Origin of the sequence: Streptomyces sp. NPDC087300 (genome assembly GCF_044744425.1) — a bacterium.
Classification (GTDB): Bacteria; Actinomycetota; Actinomycetes; order Streptomycetales; family Streptomycetaceae; genus Streptomyces.
In genome coordinates this window covers 381,552-397,188 of record NZ_JBIUYI010000006.1, presented here as the reverse complement: position 1 = coordinate 397,188, position 15,637 = coordinate 381,552, and the positions used below count along the sequence as shown (strand labels likewise).

Annotated in this window: 13 protein-coding genes; 11 read left to right on the top strand and 2 right to left on the bottom strand. The window is 72.8% G+C overall.

Annotated elements, in window-relative coordinates; translation table 11 throughout:
• The first annotated feature begins 407 nt into the window (after positions 1-407).
• From ACIO9J_RS26780 to ACIO9J_RS26770, 3 genes are read left to right on the top strand one after another with little or no spacing between them, the layout of a single operon-like run.
• Complete coding sequence (locus ACIO9J_RS26780; RefSeq protein WP_402004623.1) at positions 408-1,271, top strand: DUF5819 family protein; 864 nt, start codon at positions 408-410, stop codon at positions 1,269-1,271.
• Positions 1,268-2,509: an HTTM domain-containing protein gene (locus ACIO9J_RS26775; RefSeq protein WP_402004620.1), complete on the top strand. Its 1,242-nt coding sequence runs from the start codon at positions 1,268-1,270 to the stop codon at positions 2,507-2,509. The genes ACIO9J_RS26780 and ACIO9J_RS26775 overlap by 4 nt, the downstream gene beginning before the upstream one ends.
• Positions 2,506-3,285 carry a TrmH family RNA methyltransferase gene (locus tag ACIO9J_RS26770; RefSeq protein ID WP_402004617.1) on the top strand — a complete coding sequence of 260 codons (780 nt, stop codon included), beginning with the start codon at positions 2,506-2,508 and terminating at the stop codon, positions 3,283-3,285. The genes ACIO9J_RS26775 and ACIO9J_RS26770 overlap by 4 nt, the downstream gene beginning before the upstream one ends.
• Before the next feature lie 12 nt (positions 3,286-3,297).
• Here the strand turns inward: ACIO9J_RS26770 and paaN are convergent, their stop codons facing one another.
• Positions 3,298-4,989 carry a phenylacetic acid degradation protein PaaN gene (gene paaN / locus ACIO9J_RS26765; RefSeq protein WP_402004615.1) on the bottom strand — a complete coding sequence of 564 codons (1,692 nt, stop codon included), beginning with the start codon at positions 4,987-4,989 and terminating at the stop codon, positions 3,298-3,300.
• A 197-nt stretch (positions 4,990-5,186) separates the two neighbouring features.
• Here paaN and ACIO9J_RS26760 point away from each other — a divergent pair, with 197 nt between their 5' ends.
• Together ACIO9J_RS26760 and ACIO9J_RS26755 are read left to right on the top strand one after the other, a co-directional pair.
• The gene (locus ACIO9J_RS26760) at positions 5,187-6,698 is read left to right on the top strand and encodes a 3-hydroxyacyl-CoA dehydrogenase (protein WP_402004612.1); all 1,512 of its coding nucleotides are present in this window, start codon (positions 5,187-5,189) and stop codon (positions 6,696-6,698) included.
• A complete protein-coding gene (locus ACIO9J_RS26755; RefSeq protein ID WP_402004609.1) occupies positions 6,695-7,288 on the top strand; it encodes a TetR/AcrR family transcriptional regulator in 594 nt (197 codons plus the stop codon). Before ACIO9J_RS26760 ends, ACIO9J_RS26755 begins: the two co-directional genes overlap by 4 nt.
• A gap of 19 nt (positions 7,289-7,307) precedes the next feature.
• Here ACIO9J_RS26755 and ACIO9J_RS26750 read toward each other — a convergent pair whose 3' ends face one another.
• Complete coding sequence (locus ACIO9J_RS26750; protein WP_402004606.1) at positions 7,308-7,802, bottom strand: Lrp/AsnC family transcriptional regulator; 495 nt, start codon at positions 7,800-7,802, stop codon at positions 7,308-7,310.
• Positions 7,803-7,993: 191 nt separating this feature from the next.
• Between ACIO9J_RS26750 and pdhA the strand changes: the two genes are divergently transcribed.
• The 6 genes from pdhA (at position 7,994) to ACIO9J_RS26720 (ending at position 15,509) form a co-directional block, all read left to right on the top strand.
• Entirely contained in the window at positions 7,994-9,139 is a 1,146-nt protein-coding gene (gene pdhA / locus ACIO9J_RS26745; protein WP_402004604.1) for a pyruvate dehydrogenase (acetyl-transferring) E1 component subunit alpha, read from the top strand.
• Positions 9,136-10,164 (top strand): alpha-ketoacid dehydrogenase subunit beta, encoded by a 1,029-nt coding sequence (locus tag ACIO9J_RS26740; RefSeq protein WP_402004601.1) that lies wholly within the window; start codon positions 9,136-9,138, stop codon positions 10,162-10,164. Before pdhA ends, ACIO9J_RS26740 begins: the two co-directional genes overlap by 4 nt.
• A complete protein-coding gene (locus ACIO9J_RS26735; RefSeq protein ID WP_402004599.1) occupies positions 10,164-11,771 on the top strand; it encodes a dihydrolipoamide acetyltransferase family protein in 1,608 nt (535 codons plus the stop codon). The genes ACIO9J_RS26740 and ACIO9J_RS26735 overlap by 1 nt, the downstream gene beginning before the upstream one ends.
• 74 nt (positions 11,772-11,845) lie before the next feature.
• On the top strand, positions 11,846-12,997 hold the full coding sequence (locus ACIO9J_RS26730; RefSeq protein ID WP_402004596.1) for an NTP transferase domain-containing protein: 1,152 nt from the start codon (positions 11,846-11,848) through the stop codon (positions 12,995-12,997).
• Positions 12,994-14,415 carry a molybdopterin molybdotransferase MoeA gene (locus ACIO9J_RS26725; protein ID WP_402004593.1) on the top strand — a complete coding sequence of 474 codons (1,422 nt, stop codon included), beginning with the start codon at positions 12,994-12,996 and terminating at the stop codon, positions 14,413-14,415. The genes ACIO9J_RS26730 and ACIO9J_RS26725 overlap by 4 nt, the downstream gene beginning before the upstream one ends.
• On the top strand, positions 14,403-15,509 hold the full coding sequence (locus tag ACIO9J_RS26720; protein WP_402004590.1) for a potassium channel family protein: 1,107 nt from the start codon (positions 14,403-14,405) through the stop codon (positions 15,507-15,509). The genes ACIO9J_RS26725 and ACIO9J_RS26720 overlap by 13 nt, the downstream gene beginning before the upstream one ends.
• Positions 15,510-15,637 lie beyond the last annotated feature (128 nt).

Below are 15,637 nucleotides of genomic sequence, written 5' to 3'. Positions count from 1 at the left end.
CTAGACCTGAGCGAACCGCCCGACCGATCGTTCGGTTCGTTGAATTCAATGGTGCGGCTCGCCGCCATAAGGTGTCAACCCTGTGGATAACTTCACGGACGCTGTGCGCGGCGGGCGGGTCTGAGTACGGTTCCGGCGGCAGGGTTCGGCGCGGGAACGGGGATCGGGGCGGAATGGACGGGTACGACAAGGGTTCCGGCGGCGGGTCCGCCGGGCCTGACGAGCCCGTCGGGCCTGAGGGGCTTACCGGGCCTGAGGAGTCCGCAGAGCCTGAGCCGCCCGCAGGCCCGGACGGACCTGCTGGGATCTCCGGCCCAGGGGAGCGGGGCGCGGCCGCGGTCGCGGCGGCCGATTCAGTTGGGGCGGTTGGGCCGAATGGGGCATCCGGGCCGGGTGAGGTGCTGGAGATGCCGGAGACGCCGGAGGCACCCGAGACGCCCGAGACACCAGGGACGCCCGAGGAGGCCGACCCGGCCGCTACATCCGCTCCCGCCGACACCCCACCGCAGCAGCCCGACCTGCCTGCCCCACCTGCTCCGCCCGCCCCGCCCGAGCCCCGCCCCGGCATCGCAGGCCTCTCCCTCGGGCATCAGATCGCCGCCGCGATCGCCCTCGCCCTCATCGCCGTGGCCGCCTGCGTCCACATAGGGATGCTCTTTCTGCACGTCGCCCCGTCGAACACCGTGACCAAGCAGCACGGCGACGTGGTCGACGACTGGATCTACCCCGAGTTCGAGCAGAACTGGAAGCTCTTCGCGCCCAATCCGCTCCAGCAGAACGTCGCGGTGCAGGCCCGTGCCGAGCTCCGTACGGCGGACGGGCGCGTACGGACCACTCCTTGGTACGACCTGTCCGCGCGGGACGGCGCCGGCATCGACGGCAGCCTCTTCCCCAGCCACACCCAGCAGAACGAGCTGCGCCGCGCCTGGGACTTCTACGCGGGGTCGCACGACGCGCAGAATCGTCCCGTCGGCCTGCGGGGCCAGCTCTCCGAACGCTATGTCCGCCGTGTCGCGCTCATGCGGCTCGACAGGGAGCACGCGGCGGGGAAGGGCGACAGCATCGCGCGCGTGCAGGTGCGGTCCAGGACCACGAACGTACGGCCGCCGAAGTGGAGCGACGAGAAGGTGTCCGCCAAGCCGACCTACCGGACGCTCCCCTGGTGGGCGGTGACGCCCGAGGACATGCCTCTCGGGGACGGCACCGGAGTCGGCACCGGGCGGGAGACGGACGGGAACCAGGCCCGGGGCGCACAGGGGAGTGACCGATGAGCCGCTTCGAACGTCCGCTGGCGCAAGGCCTCACCAAGGTCACCGGTTTCGCCCTCGGTCCCTACCAGACCGCGGTGATCCGCATCGGGTTCTCCGCCACCTGGCTGCTCTTCCTGCTGCGCGAGTTCCCCCACCGCCACGAGATGTACGGCCCGGACGGCCCCTGGAACTGGGACATGGCCCAGCAGCTCATCGCGAGCAACGGCGCCTTCACGGCGCTGATGTGGTCGGACGGGCGGCTCTGGTTCGAGGCCGTCTATGTGCTGGCCATGCTGAGCAGCGTCCTGCTGCTGCTCGGCTGGCGCACGCGCGCGATGTCCGTGCTCTTCATGATCGGCGTCCTTTCGCTGCAGAACCGCAGCATCTTCATGGGCGACGGCGGCGACAACGTCATCCATCTGATGGCCACCTACCTGGTGTTCACGCGGTGCGGCCAGGTCTGGTCCCTGGACGCGCGGCGTGCGGCACGCGCGCGTGCGGCCGGTCCGGAGCTCGCCGCGCCGGTCGACCGCGTGGGGCCCGCCCTGTGGTGGGTGCTCGGGCTCGCCCTGGCCGGCGTGACGTTCATGGGGGAACTCAGCGGCGGCTGGATGCTGTTCTTCTGGGGGCTGCTCCTCGTGCACGGCCTGTGGTGGGCCGTGGGGCAGCGTGCGCCGCGGGGGCAGTGGCGCAGGCTCTTCGACGTCGTCGCCAACCTCGCCCACAACGCGGCGCTCCTGGTGATCATGGTCGAGGCGTGCCTGATCTACGCGACCGCGGGCTGGTACAAGATCCAGGGCAGCCGCTGGCAGGACGGCACGGCCGTCTACTACCCGCTGAACCTCGACTACTTCTCGCCCTGGCCCGCGCTGTCCGACGCGCTCTCCTCCAGCGGCGTCATGCTGATGCTGGTGACCTACGGGACGGTCGCCGTCCAGGTCGCCTTCCCGTTCACCCTCTTCAACCGGCGCGTCAAGAACGTGCTGCTCGCGGCCATGATCTTGGAGCACGCCGTCATCGCGATCGTGCTCGGACTGCCGTTCTTCTCGCTCGCGATGATCACGGCCGACGCGGTGTTCCTGCCGACGGCGTTCCTGCGCCGCGTGGGCGGCTGGGCGGCACGCGCGCGTGCCGGGCTCGTCTCCCGGGTGCCGCTCGACCGGCTGCCCCGCGCGAGCGCGGTGCCGGAGCAGCGGGCCGTGGACGACGAGCGGGAGGAGCGGCCCACCGAGCACGCGCGCGTAGGCTTCACTCCATGAACGGCACGGATACGGCGGATCCCGAGGGCGCGGAGCGCGCCTGGCGCGGGCTCGCCGGGACATCGGTGCTGCTCGACGGATTTCACGCGATCAAGCACGCGTTGCGCTTCGACGCGGCCGTGCCCCTGGCGCTGACCAGCGACCGGTCCGCCGTCCTCGCCCTCGCCGAGGAGCTGGCACCGGACGTACGGGACGCGCTCGACACGCTCCTCGTGCAGATCCCCGACGGGCGGCTGCGCGCGCTCGTGCCGCGGCTGCACCCGACGGCGGTCGCCGCCCTGGCCGGGCGCCCCTCGCGGACGGCGAACCTCGAAGCCCTGGGCCGGGCGCCGAGGACGGCGCCGGTCGTCGTGCTCGACGATCCCCGCAATCTGGGCAACGCGGGCGCCGTGATCCGGCTGGCCGCGGGCTTCGGGGCGACCGGGGTCGTCACGACCGGCACCCTCGACCCCTGGCACCCCACCGTCGTGCGTGGCGGGGCGGGGCTGCACTTCGCGACGGCCGTGGAGCGGATGGACGTCGCCGAGCTGCCGCACGGTCCGGTGTTCGCGCTCGACGCGGAGGGCGAGGACATCCGGGGGCTCAAGCTCCCCGACGACGCGCTGCTCGCCTTCGGATCCGAGCGCAGCGGTCTCTCGGCGGAACTGCGCGAGCGCGCCGATCACCTGGTGTCGCTGCCGATGCGCCCGCAGGTCTCCAGCTACAACCTGGCGACGAGCGTCGGCATGGCGCTCTTCCACTGGTCGGCGGGCAGGCCCCCGGGGCCGGGGGCCTGAACCCGCCGCGCGTCACGCGTCCTTGCGGATCTCCACCACACGGAAGCGGTTGGCCACGAACGCGCCGTCACAGAGCGCGGCGTTGGCCGCCGGGTTGCCGCCCGAGCCGTGGAAGTCCGAGAACGCCGCCGTCTGGTTCACATAGACGCCACCCGTGAGGTTCAGGGACAGCTGGGCGCACTCCTCCAGGCAGGTCTCCTCGACGGCCGCGGAGACCTCGTCCGATGTCGTATACGCCCCTACGGTCATCGCGCCCTTGTCCCGCACTGTGCGGCGAAGGAGCTCCACCGCGTCCGCCGCGGAGTCGACGGCGACCGCGAAGGAGACGGGGCCGAAGCACTCGCTGAGATAGGCGGCCTCGGTGTCCGGCTTGGCGCCGTCCAGCTTGACGATCACGGGGGTGCGGACCGCCGCGTCCGGGAACTCGGGGTTGGCGATCTCCCGGGAGGCGAGGGCGACTTCACCGAGTCCGGCGGCGGCCTCCAGGCGGGTCTTCACGTCCGGGTTGACCAGGGCGCCGAGGATGCCGTTCGCCCGCGCGTCGTCGCCGAGCAGGCCGCTCACCGAGGCCGCGAGGTCGCTCACCACCTCGTCGTACGACTTGGCGCCCGCGTCCGTGGTGATGCCGTCGCGGGGGATCAGCAGGTTCTGCGGGGTGGTGCACATCTGGCCGCTGTAGAGCGACAGGGAGAAGGCGAGGTTCGCCAGCATGCCCTTGTAGTTGTCCGTCGAGTCGATGACGACCGTGTTGACCCCGGCCTTCTCCGTGTAGACCTGCGCCTGGCGGGCGTTGGTCTCCAGCCAGTCGCCGAAGGACGTCGATCCGGTGTAGTCGATCAGCTTGATCTCGGGGCGCACGGCGAGGGTCTTGGCGATGCCCTCACCGGGCCGCTCGGCGGCCAGGCAGACGAGGTTCGGGTCGAAGCCCGTCTCGGCGAGGACCTCGCGGGCGATCCGCACTGTGAGCGCGAGCGGCAGCACCGCGCGAGGGTGGGGCTTGACCAGCACGGGGTTACCGGTGGCGAGCGAGGCGAACAGGCCCGGGTAGCCGTTCCACGTCGGGAAGGTGTTGCAGCCGATCAGCAGCGAGATGCCGCGCGCGACGGGCGTGAAGCGCTTGTTCAGCGCGAGCGGGTCGCGCTTGCCCTGGGGCTTGGTCCACTCGGCGGCCTCGGGGGTGCGGGCCTGCTCCACGTACGCGTACGCGATGGCTTCGAGGCCGCGGTCCTGGGCGTGCGGGCCGCCGGCCTGGAACGCCATCATGAAGGCCTGGCCGCTGGTGTGCATCACCGCGTGCGCGAGCTCGTGCGTGCGGGCGCTGATCCGGGCCAGGATCTCCAGGCTGACCATCGCGCGCACTTCCGCGCCCGCCTCACGCCAGGCGCGCATCCCGGCGCGCATGGCGGGCAGCAGGGTGTCGATGTCCGGGTGGGGGTACGTGATCCCCAACTCCGGTCCGTACGGCGAGACTTCGCCGCCCACCCAGTCGTCCGTGCCGGGCTGGTCGAGCTCGAAGCGGGCGCCCTGGAGGGCGTCGAAGGCGGCCTTGCCCTCGGGCAGGCTCAGGCTGCCGCCCTCGCCGTACGCCTTGGGGTGTTCGGGATGGGGGGACCAGTACGCGCGCGTGCGGATGGTCTCAAGCGCCTGGTCGAGGGTCGGCCGGTGCTTGGCGATCAGCTGGTGCGCGGTGAGTTCGGCGGCCATGACAGGACCAACTCCTCGTCGGTCAGCTCTCCATCGAGCTGGTGAGCCGGGCAGGAACAGTGGGCAGGGACTGGCTGACAGAGCTAGAGTAACCGAACGATCGGTCGGGACAAGAGGGTCTGCCGAACCTGTGGACAACTTCTCCACGGCGACCCCCGAACCCTGCGGCCGACAGGCCGTGCGGGAGGATCGCGAGCATGACAGGACTCAAGGTCGGCAGCGCCGTTGCCGTGGTCGGAACCGGCACGATGGGACAGGGCATCGCCCAGGTCGCCCTGGTCGCGGGCCACCCCGTGCGGCTCTACGACGCGGCGCCCGACCGGGCCAGGGCGGCGGCCGAGGCCATCGGCGCCCGCCTGGACCGGCTGGTCGAGAAGGGCAGGCTCACGGCGGACGACCGCGCCGCGGCGGCCGCCAGGATCATGCCCGCCGAGAGCCTCGCGGAGCTCGCCGACTGCGGTCTCGTCGTCGAGGCCGTCCTGGAGCAACTGGACGTCAAGCAAAGGCTGTTCCAGGACCTGGAGGACGTGGTCGCCGAGGACTGTCTGCTGGCCACCAACACCTCCTCCCTCTCCGTGACCGCCATCGCGGGCGCGCTCAGGAACCCCGGCCGCTTCGTGGGCCTGCACTTCTTCAACCCGGCGCCGCTGCTCCCCCTGGTCGAGGTCGTCAGCGGCTTCGCGACGGACGAGAGCGCCGCCACGCGCGCGTACGAGACCGCCAAGGGCTGGGGCAAGACGCCGGTGCGCTGCGCGGACACCCCCGGCTTCATCGTCAACCGGGTGGCCAGGCCCTTCTACGCCGAGGCGCTGCGCGGGTACGAGGAGCGGGTCGCCGACCCCGCCACGATCGACGCCGTCCTGCGCGAATGCGGCGGCTTCAAGATGGGCCCCTTCGAGCTGACCGACCTCATCGGCCAGGACGTCAACGAGGCCGTCACGCGCTCCGTGTGGGAGTCCTTCTTCCAGGACCCCAAGTTCACGCCCTCGCTCGCCCAGCGCCGGCTCGTCGAATCGCGCCGCCTGGGGCGCAAGTCGGGGCGGGGCTGGTACGCGTACGGCGACGACGCCGCGCGCCCCGAGCCGCACACGGCGGAACCCGCCGCGGCCCCGGAGTCCGTCACCGTGCACGGCGACCTCTTCCCCGCGGACGCCCTGAGCGAGCTCATCGTGAAGGCGGGCATCCGGATCTACCGCGGGCAGGGCGTCCCGGAGTACCCCGGCTCCATCGAGCTGCCCAGTGGTGTGCGGCTCGCCCTGGTGGACGGCTCCGCGCCCGACGCGGCGGCCGAGCCGACGATCCACTTCGACCTCGCCCTCGACTACCGGGAGGCCACCCGCGTGGCGCTCTCGCCGTCGGGCAGGGTCGGCGAGCAGGGCCTCAAGGAGGCCGTCGGTCTCTTCCAGGCGCTCGGCAAGAAGGTCAGCGTCATCGGGCACGCCCCCGGCATGATCGTGGCGCGCACGGTGTGGCTGCTCGTCGACTTCGCCCTGGACGCCGTGGGCCGCGGGGTCGCGGACGCCGACGACGTCGACACCGCCATGCGGCTCGGCGTCAACTACCCGCTCGGGCCCGTCGCATGGGGCCGCGCGCTGACCGCCTACCGGGTGGCAGAGGCGCTCGACCGGCTCCACGAGGAGTACCCCACGGGGCGCTACGCCCCGTCCCAGGCCCTGCGGCGCCAGGCCGTGCGAGAGGAATACTCATGACCACCGCCCGGCGGGACACCTACACCCCGGAGACGCTGTTGAGCGTGGCCGTCCGGGTCTTCAACGAGCGCGGCTACGACGGCACCTCCATGGAGCACCTCTCCAAGGCGGCCGGCATCTCCAAGTCCTCGATCTACCACCATGTGGCGGGCAAGGAGGAGCTGCTGCGCCGCGCGGTGAGCCGGGCCCTGGAGGGGCTCTTCGGGATCCTCGCCGAGGAGCACGCGCGCGTGGGCACCGCGGTCGAGCGCCTGGAGCACGTCACGCGCCGCACCGTGGAGGTGCTGGTCGCCGAGCTGCCCTATGTGACGCTGCTGCTGCGGGTGCGGGGCAACACGGACACCGAGCGGTGGGCCATGGAGCGCCGCAGGGAGTTCGACCAGCAGGTCGCCGAGCTGCTCAAGGAGGCCGTCGCGGACGGCGATCTGCGCTCGGACACCGATCTGCGCCTGGCCACCAGGCTGCTCTTCGGAATGATCAACTCCATCGTGGAGTGGTACCGCCCGGAGAGCCGGGGCGCCGCCAACGGCGAGCAGATCGCCGACGCGGTCGTGCAGTTGGCCTTCGCCGGGCTGCGCGCCGAGAACTGAGGTCACCGACCGCGCCGCGTCACGGCTCCGGATCCATGTCGTCCTCCTCGAAGACCAGCAACGTACGCGTGCTGAGTACTTCGGGGATGGACTGCAGCCGGGTGAGCACCAGTTCGCGCAGGGCGCGGTTGTCCGGCGTGTGCACCAGGAGCAGTACGTCGAAGTCGCCGCTGACCAGGGCGATGTGGGACGCGCCGGGGAGCGTGCGCAGATGCTCGCGGACCGTGCGCCAGGTGTTCTGAACGATCTTGAGCGTGATGTAGGCGGAGGCGCCCTGCCCGGCGCGTTCGTGGTTGATCCGCGCCCCGAAGCCCCGGATGACGCCGTCGTCGATGAGGCGGTTGATGCGCGCGTAGGCGTTGGCGCGTGACACATGGACGCGGTCGGCCACGGAACGTATCGACGCGCGACCGTCCGTGTGCAGGATCTGGAGGATGTCGCGGTCGATCGCGTCCAGGGGCCGGGGCTCCGGACGGCCGTCGTCCTGCCGGTCGGCCATTCGTTCAGGTGCCATGTCCCCCCGCCTCCCTACCATGGACGTACTGCATCCATCCCAGGCTGTGCAGAACCGTTTGTCCACAGCCTGGAGGTGCCTGTAGCCAAAATGTGCCGACGACCGAACAATCGGTAGGTGAGGCGCACCACATCGCCGCGCCTCTTTTGCCGCTCCTCACAAGGAGACCGCTTCCCCCAGGAGGTGCCGTCATGACGGTCATGGAGCAGCGGGGCGCCTACCGGCCGACCCCGCCCCCCGCTTGGCAGCCCAGGACCGATCCCGCGCCGCTGCTGCCGGACGCGGAGCCCTACCGCGTCCTTGGCACCGAGGCCGCGGAGAAGGCCGATCCGGGGCTGCTGCGCCGCCTGTACGCGGAGCTGGTGCGCGGTCGCCGCTACAACACGCAGGCGACGGCCCTGACCAAACAGGGCAGGCTCGCGGTCTATCCGTCGAGCACCGGCCAGGAGGCCTGCGAGGTCGCCGCCGCGTTCGTCCTGGAGGAGCGGGACTGGCTCTTCCCCAGCTACCGGGACACGCTCGCCGCGGTCGCCCGCGGCCTGGACCCGGTCAGCGCGCTGACGCTGCTGCGCGGCGACTGGCACACCGGATACGACCCGCGCGAGCACCGCACGGCGCCCCTGAGCACCCCCCTCGCGACCCAGCTCCCGCACGCCGTGGGCCTCGCGCACGCCGCCCGCCTCAAGGGCGACGACGTGGTCGCGCTCGCCATGGTCGGCGACGGCGGCACCAGCGAGGGCGACTTCCACGAGGCGCTGAACTTCGCGGCCGTGTGGCGGGCACCGGTGGTCTTCCTCGTACAGAACAACGGCTTCGCGATCTCCGTGCCGCTCGCCAAGCAGACCGCCGCCCCCTCCCTCGCCCACAAGGCCGTGGGATACGGCATGCCGGGACGCCTGGTGGACGGCAACGACGCGGCCGCGATGCACGAGGTGCTCGGCGAAGCGGTGGCCCACGCCCGCGCGGGCGGCGGTCCGACCCTCGTCGAGGCCGTCACGTACCGCATGGAGGCGCACACCAACGCCGACGACGCCACGCGCTACCGCCACGACGCGGAGGTCGAGGCCTGGCGCGACCACGACCCGATCCTGCTCCTGGAGCGGGAGCTGACGGAGCGGGGCCTCTTGGACGACGACCTGAAGCGGCGGGCGGGCGACGACGCGGAGGCCATGGCGGCCGATCTGCGCGAGCGCATGAACCAGGACCCCCAGCTGGACCCCATGGACCTCTTCACGCACGTGTACGCCGAGCAGACCTCCCAACTGCGGGAGCAGGCGGCACAGTTGCGGGCCGAGCTCGAAGTGGCCTCGGAAGAGGCCGAGGAGGAGGCGCGATGACCACGGTCGCGGCGAAGCCGGCGGGCAAACGGGCCACCAAACCGGCCACCATGGCGCAGGCGCTCGGGCGCGCGCTGCGCGACTCCATGGCGGAGGACCCCTCCGTGCACGTGCTCGGGGAGGACGTCGGCGCGCTCGGCGGGGTCTTCCGGGTCACCGACGGGCTCGCCCAGGAGTTCGGCGAGGACCGCTGTACGGACACCCCGCTCGCCGAGGCGGGCATCCTCGGGACGGCGGTCGGCATGGCGATGTACGGGCTGCGGCCCGTCGTCGAGATGCAGTTCGACGCCTTCGCCTACCCCGCCTTCGAGCAGCTGATCTCGCACGTGGCGCGGATGCGCAACCGCACCCGGGGCGCGATGCCGCTGCCCATCACCGTGCGCGTGCCCTACGGAGGCGGCATCGGCGGCGTCGAGCACCACAGCGACTCCTCCGAGGCGTACTACATGGCGACCCCGGGCCTGCACGTCGTCACGCCCGCCACGGTCGCCGACGCCTACGGCCTGCTGCGCGCCTCCATCGCCTCCGACGACCCGGTCGTCTTCCTGGAGCCGAAGCGCCTGTACTGGTCCAAGGCCGACTGGAACCCGGACGCTCCCGCGACCGTTGAACCGATAGGCCGCGCCGTGGTCCGGCGCACCGGGCGCAGCGCCACGCTCATCACGTACGGGCCTTCCGTGCCCGTCTGCATGGAGGCCGCCGAGGCCGCGCGTGCCGAGGGCTGGGACCTCGAAGTGGTCGATCTGCGCTCGCTGGTGCCCTTCGACGACGAGACGGTCGCCGCCTCCGTACGGCGGACCGGGCGCGCCGTCGTCGTGCACGAGTCGGGTGGCTTCGGCGGACCGGGCGGGGAGATCGCCGCGCGGGTCACCGAGCGCTGCTTCCACCACCTGGAGGCGCCGGTGCTGCGGGTCGCGGGCTTCGACATCCCCTATCCCCCGCCGATGCTGGAGAAGCACCATCTGCCGGGCGTGGACCGGATCCTGGACGCGGTCGCGCGGTTGCAGTGGGAGGCGGAGAGCTGATGGCCCCGGCCTTTGATGTGAACAGTCTCGAATTCAAGCTGCCCGACCTCGGGGAGGGGCTCACCGAGGCCGAGATCGTCCGCTGGCTCGTGGAGGTCGGTGACGTCGTCGCCGTGGACCAGCCGGTGGTCGAGGTGGAGACGGCCAAGGCGATGGTCGAGGTGCCGTGTCCCTACGGGGGCGTGGTCACGGCCCGCTTCGGCGACGAGGGCACGGAACTCCCGGTGGGATCACCGCTGTTGACGGTCGCGGTGGGCGCCCCCGTGGAGGAACCGGCGGAGGAGGCCGTGGGCCGGGCCCCCGAGGAGCCCGCCGAGCGGGCCCTGCGGACGGCCGCCGAGGAGTCCTCGGGGAACGTCCTCGTCGGGTACGGCACGGCGGCGGCCCCTGCCCGCCGCCGACGGGTGCGGCCCGCACGGCCCGCATCGGGGCCCGCGGCACCAGGTCCCGCAGCGCCGCGGCCCACCGAGCCGTCGCGCCCGGCAGGGCCGTCGGAGACCGCCGCCTCGCCGCGGGACGTCACATCGATGCCGGACGCCGCGCCGTCCGGGGGACAGGACGCCGCTCGCGGTGACCGGCCGGTCCCGGTGATCTCACCCCTCGTACGGAAGCTGGCGCGGGAGAACGGCGTGGACCTGCGCGTCCTCGCGGGCTCGGGCCACGACGGCCTGATCACGCGGGCCGACGTCGAAGGAGCCATCGCCGCGGGCGGACAGGCCCGGCACGGGGCGGGTCTGTCCGCGGGCGCCGGCCGCGAGGAGTCCGACGAGGCCGGCTCCCGCGAGGCCGAGGCACGCAGGCGCGCGGTCGCGGCGGCGGTCCGTGAGGACGACGAGTCGCTGCGCGAGAGCCTCGCCGACGCGCGCCGTCAGGTCGAGGCGGGCCAGGAGCCCACGCGCGCGGGCATCGAGTCCCGCCACCCCCTGACCGGCATCAGGGGCCTCGTCGCGGACAAGATGTCCCGCAGCAGGCGCGAGATCCCGGAGGCCACCTGCTGGGTCGACGCCGACGCGACCGAACTGCTCGCGGCCCGCGCCGCGATGAACGGCGCCATGGGGCCGCGCGACGGCCAGAAGGTGTCGCTGCTCGCGCTGTTCGCCCGCATCACGGTCGCCGCCCTCGCCCGGTATCCGATGCTCAACTCCACGGTGGACATGGAAGCGCGCGAGGTGCGCCGGCTCGCCGACATCCACCTCGGCTTCGCCGCGCAGACCGACCGTGGCCTGGTCGTCCCCGTCGTACGGCACTCCCAGACGCGGACCACCGCGTCGATCAACGGCGAGCTGATACGCCTCACGGAGGAGGCGAGGGAGGGCAGGCTCACCCCCGCGGACCTCACCGGGGGGACCTTCACGCTCAACAACTACGGGGTGTTCGGGGTCGACGGATCCACGCCGATCATCAACCACCCCGAGGCCGCCATGCTCGGCGTGGGCCGCATCGTGCCCAAGCCGTGGGTTCACCAAGGGGAGTTGGCCGTGCGGCACGTGGTCCAGCTGTCGCTCACGTTCGACCACCGGGTGTGCGACGGCGGTACGGCGGGCGGCTTCCTGCGGTACGTGGCGGACTGCGTCGAACAGCCGGCGGTGCTGCTGCGGTCGGTGTGAAGTGACATAGGTCCCTTGCCCGAAGGGCCCTTCGCGGGGGTGGCAATGATCCTCCGTATGCCCATACTCGGGGGATGACCGCGAACGAGGGCGGCTCGTACGACGCCGCCGCGCCCCTGTCCGGCACCGACACCGGCTCCGGTGACCCGCCTCCGTACGACGCCGTCGTGCTCGCCGGGGGCGGGGCCGCGCGGCTCGGCGGCGCGGACAAGCCGGGCGTACGGGTGGGCGGCCGGGCGTTGATCGACCGGGTGCTCGCGGCCTGCGCGGGCGCGCGGACCACCGTCGTCGTGGCCGGGCGGCGGGCCACCGCGCGCCCCGTGGTGTGGGCGCGCGAGGAGCCGCGCGGCGGCGGTCCGCTCGCCGCGCTCGACGCCGGGCTGCGGCGCACCACGGCGGAGCGGGTGGTGGTGCTCTCGGCCGATCTGCCGTTCCTGGCCGAGGAGACCGTGCAGCGGCTGCTCGACGCGCTGCGCGCGAGCGGCGCGGACGGGGCGGTCCTCACCGATCCGGACGGCCGTGACCAGCCGCTCGTCGCGGCCTATCGCAGCGCGTCGCTGCGGCGCGAGAGCGCGGTGCTCGCGGAGCGGAACGGCGGCGCGCTCACCGGGCTGCCGCTGCGGCGGCTCACCGAGCGGCTCACGCTGACCAGGGTCGCCGACCCCGTCGCGGCGTTCGACTGCGACACCTGGGACGACATCGCCGCCGCGCGGGCGCGCATCAGGGAGCATGGGCACGTGTTGGATGAATGGATTTCCGTAGTCAAGGACGAGCTGGGCATCGAACTCGACGTCGATACCGGCACGCTGCTCGACCTCGCCCGTGACGCCGCGCACGGCGTGGCCAGGCCGGCGGCGCCGCTGACCACCTTCCTCGTCGGGTACGCGGCGGCGCAGGCCGCCGCCCGTGGCGAGGCGGCGAGCGGCGCCGAAGCGGTGACCGAGGCGGCCCGCAAGGCGGCCGCGCTCGCGCTCCGGTGGGCGGAGGAGGACCAGCAGGACGTGAAGTCTGGCGGGGCGCCCGACGCGGCGTCCGGCGCGACGCCCGACGCATCCGGCGGGTCTGCTGGGTCTGCCGGGTCTGCCGGGGCTGCCGGGTCTGCCGCCTCAGGCTCGGCCCCCGGCGCCGCTGCTGCAACCCCCGCCCCCGCCCCCGCCACCGAGCCCAAGCCCGGTCCCGGCTCCGGCGCCCAGGCCGGCAGCGGCGCCGCACCGGACGCCGGATGACCGGGCGGCCGGTGTCCGAAGCCGAGCTCGACGAGGCCCTCGCCCTGGTGAACGACCACCGGGAGGGCCCGGCCGGCGCTCCCGCCGCGCAGCCCACCCCCACGCCCCGCAGCGAGGCGCCCGGCGACACCGGTACCGAACCCGGCCCAGGCCCCGGCCCCCGGCCCGGCAAGCACCACCACCACACCACCCCCTGGCCCACCGCCCGCGCCCGTGCCGCCCGCGCCGCACGACGCGCCGCCCGTGCGGCGCGTCCGGGGACCGGGACCGAGGGCGATCCCGTCGCCCCCGTCCCCCTCGACCAGGCCCTCGGGCTGACGCTTGCCGCGCCGCTCAGCGCCCTGACCGATCTGCCGTCGTTCGACACCTCGGCGATGGACGGCTGGGTCGTCGCGGGCCCGGGGCCCTGGGACGTACGGGCCGAGGGGATCCTCGCCGGGCACGGGCGGCCCGAGCCGCTCACCGACGGCGAGGCGGTCCGGATCGCGACCGGTGCCCGGATCCCGCAGGACGCCACCGCCGTACTGCGCAGCGAGCACGGCCGTACCGACGACAAGGGCAGGCTGCACGCGGGGCGTGAGGTCGTGCCGGGGCAGGACATCCGGCCGCGCGGCCAGGAGTGCCGTTCCGGCGATCAACTCCTGCCGTCCGGCGCCCTCGTGACGCCCGCCGTGCTCGGCCTCGCCGCGGCCGCCGGGTACGACACGCTGGCGACGCTGCGCCGTCCGCGCGTCGAAGTGCTGGTCCTGGGCGACGAGTTGCTGACCGCGGGGCTCCCCCGCGACGGCCTCATCCGGGACGCGCTCGGCCCGATGCTGCCGCCGTGGCTGCGCGCGCTGGGCGCCGACGTCACCGCGGTCAGGCGGCTCGGCGACGACGCCGAGGCGCTCCACAAGGCGATCACGACGTCCGACGCCGACCTGATCGTCACGACCGGCGGCACCGCGTCGGGCCCGGTGGACCACGTCCATCCGATCCTGAGCCGCATCGGGGCCGAGCTGCTCGTGGACGGCGTCGCCGTGCGCCCCGGCCACCCCATGCTCCTGGCCCGCATCCGCCCCGACCAGCACCTCGTCGGCCTGCCCGGCAATCCGCTGGCCGCCGTGTCGGGCCTGCTGACCCTGGCCGAACCCCTGTTGCGTACGCTCTCCGGGCGCGGAAATGAGTCGGCGTACACGGCTCCCGTCCGCGACGATGTGCAGGGACATCCGCACGACACCCGTCTCGTCCCCGTCACCCTGCGCTCCGAGCACGCGGTGCCGCTGCACTTCAACGGGCCCGCGATGCTGCGCGGTATCGCGGCTGCCGACGGACTCGCGGTCGTACCGCCCGGCGGGGCGCGCCAGGAACAGGAGTTGGAGATTCTCGATCTGCCCTGGGCCCTGATGGCCTCCGACGGCGGGGTGTGTTTCACGTGAAACTTCCCGGACACGACGCGATCGCCCGGCACCCCGACGAACACCACACGACCCACCGGATCAAGCTGCCCCAGCGGGAGGTCGTGAAGCCGCTGCGGCAGGTCACCCGGCGCCTCGCGATGGCGCTTCTGGTGCTCGCCGTGACGACGTGCATCGTCTGGCTCGACCGCAGCGGTTACCACGACAACTCCGACGAGCACGTCGACTTCCTCGACGCCGCGTACTACGCGACGGTGACGCTCTCCACCACCGGGTACGGGGACATCGTCCCGTACAGCGACTCCGCGCGGCTCACGAACATCCTCCTTGTCACGCCGTTGCGCGTGCTCTTCCTGATCATCCTGGTCGGTACCACCCTCGAAGTACTCACGGAACGGACGCGCGAGGAGTGGCGTCTGTCCCGCTGGAGGTCCAACTTGCGTGAACACACTGTCGTCGTCGGCTTCGGCACCAAGGGCCGCTCGGCGATCCAGACCGTCTGCGCGACCGGCCTGAAGCCGGACCAGATCGTGGTGGTCGACCCCAGCGCGAAGGTCGTCGACGCGGCCACGGCGGAGGGTTTCGCGGGCGTCATCGGCGACGCGACGCGCAGCGACGTGCTGCTCCGCGCCGAGGTGCAGCGGGCCCGCCAGATCATCATCGCGACCCAGCGGGACGACACCGCCGTCCTGGTCGCCCTCACGGCACGGCAGTTGAACCGGGGCGCGAAGATCGTCGCCGCGGTCCGCGAGGAGGAGAACGCGCCGCTGCTGCGCCAGTCCGGCGCCGACGCCGTGATCACCAGCGCCAGCGCGGCGGGCAGGCTGCTCGGCCTCTCCGTGCTCAGCCCCAGCGCGGGCATGGTCATGGAGGACCTGATCCAGCAGGGCAGCGGGCTCGATCTCGTCGAACGCCCGGTGATAAAGGCCGAGGTGGGACGCGGTGTGCGGGAGACCGACGACCTGGTCGTCAGCGTCGTCAGGGGGCATCGGGTCCTCGGGTACGACGATCCGGCCGTCGGGAAGATCCAGTTGACGGACCGGTTGATCACGATCGTGCGGGCCTCGCCGGCGAGTGTGGTGGCACCGGACATCAAGCCGTTGCCGACGGACTGAGTGCGACGCCGACGGACACGGACTGAGTACGACGCCGACGGACTGAGTACGACGGGGCGCCCATCGGCCCCGGAGGGTGCAGATGCCGGGGGCGCCCGAAGCTGATCGTGCGGTTTCCGGCGCCCCGT

What these genes read in the sequence shown, in the direction of transcription:
- ACIO9J_RS26780 (WP_402004623.1), top strand. Translation starts at nt 408, where the DNA reads ATGCCGGAGACGCCGGAGGCACCCGAGACGCCCGAGACACCAGGGACG.
- ACIO9J_RS26775 (WP_402004620.1), top strand. Translation starts at nt 1,268, where the DNA reads ATGAGCCGCTTCGAACGTCCGCTGGCGCAAGGCCTCACCAAGGTCACC.
- ACIO9J_RS26770 (WP_402004617.1), top strand. Translation starts at nt 2,506, where the DNA reads ATGAACGGCACGGATACGGCGGATCCCGAGGGCGCGGAGCGCGCCTGG.
- paaN (WP_402004615.1), bottom strand. Translation starts at nt 4,989, where the DNA reads ATGGCCGCCGAACTCACCGCGCACCAGCTGATCGCCAAGCACCGGCCG.
- ACIO9J_RS26760 (WP_402004612.1), top strand. Translation starts at nt 5,187, where the DNA reads ATGACAGGACTCAAGGTCGGCAGCGCCGTTGCCGTGGTCGGAACCGGC.
- ACIO9J_RS26755 (WP_402004609.1), top strand. Translation starts at nt 6,695, where the DNA reads ATGACCACCGCCCGGCGGGACACCTACACCCCGGAGACGCTGTTGAGC.
- ACIO9J_RS26750 (WP_402004606.1), bottom strand. Translation starts at nt 7,802, where the DNA reads ATGGCACCTGAACGAATGGCCGACCGGCAGGACGACGGCCGTCCGGAG.
- pdhA (WP_402004604.1), top strand. Translation starts at nt 7,994, where the DNA reads ATGACGGTCATGGAGCAGCGGGGCGCCTACCGGCCGACCCCGCCCCCC.
- ACIO9J_RS26740 (WP_402004601.1), top strand. Translation starts at nt 9,136, where the DNA reads ATGACCACGGTCGCGGCGAAGCCGGCGGGCAAACGGGCCACCAAACCG.
- ACIO9J_RS26735 (WP_402004599.1), top strand. Translation starts at nt 10,164, where the DNA reads ATGGCCCCGGCCTTTGATGTGAACAGTCTCGAATTCAAGCTGCCCGAC.
- ACIO9J_RS26730 (WP_402004596.1), top strand. Translation starts at nt 11,846, where the DNA reads ATGACCGCGAACGAGGGCGGCTCGTACGACGCCGCCGCGCCCCTGTCC.
- ACIO9J_RS26725 (WP_402004593.1), top strand. Translation starts at nt 12,994, where the DNA reads ATGACCGGGCGGCCGGTGTCCGAAGCCGAGCTCGACGAGGCCCTCGCC.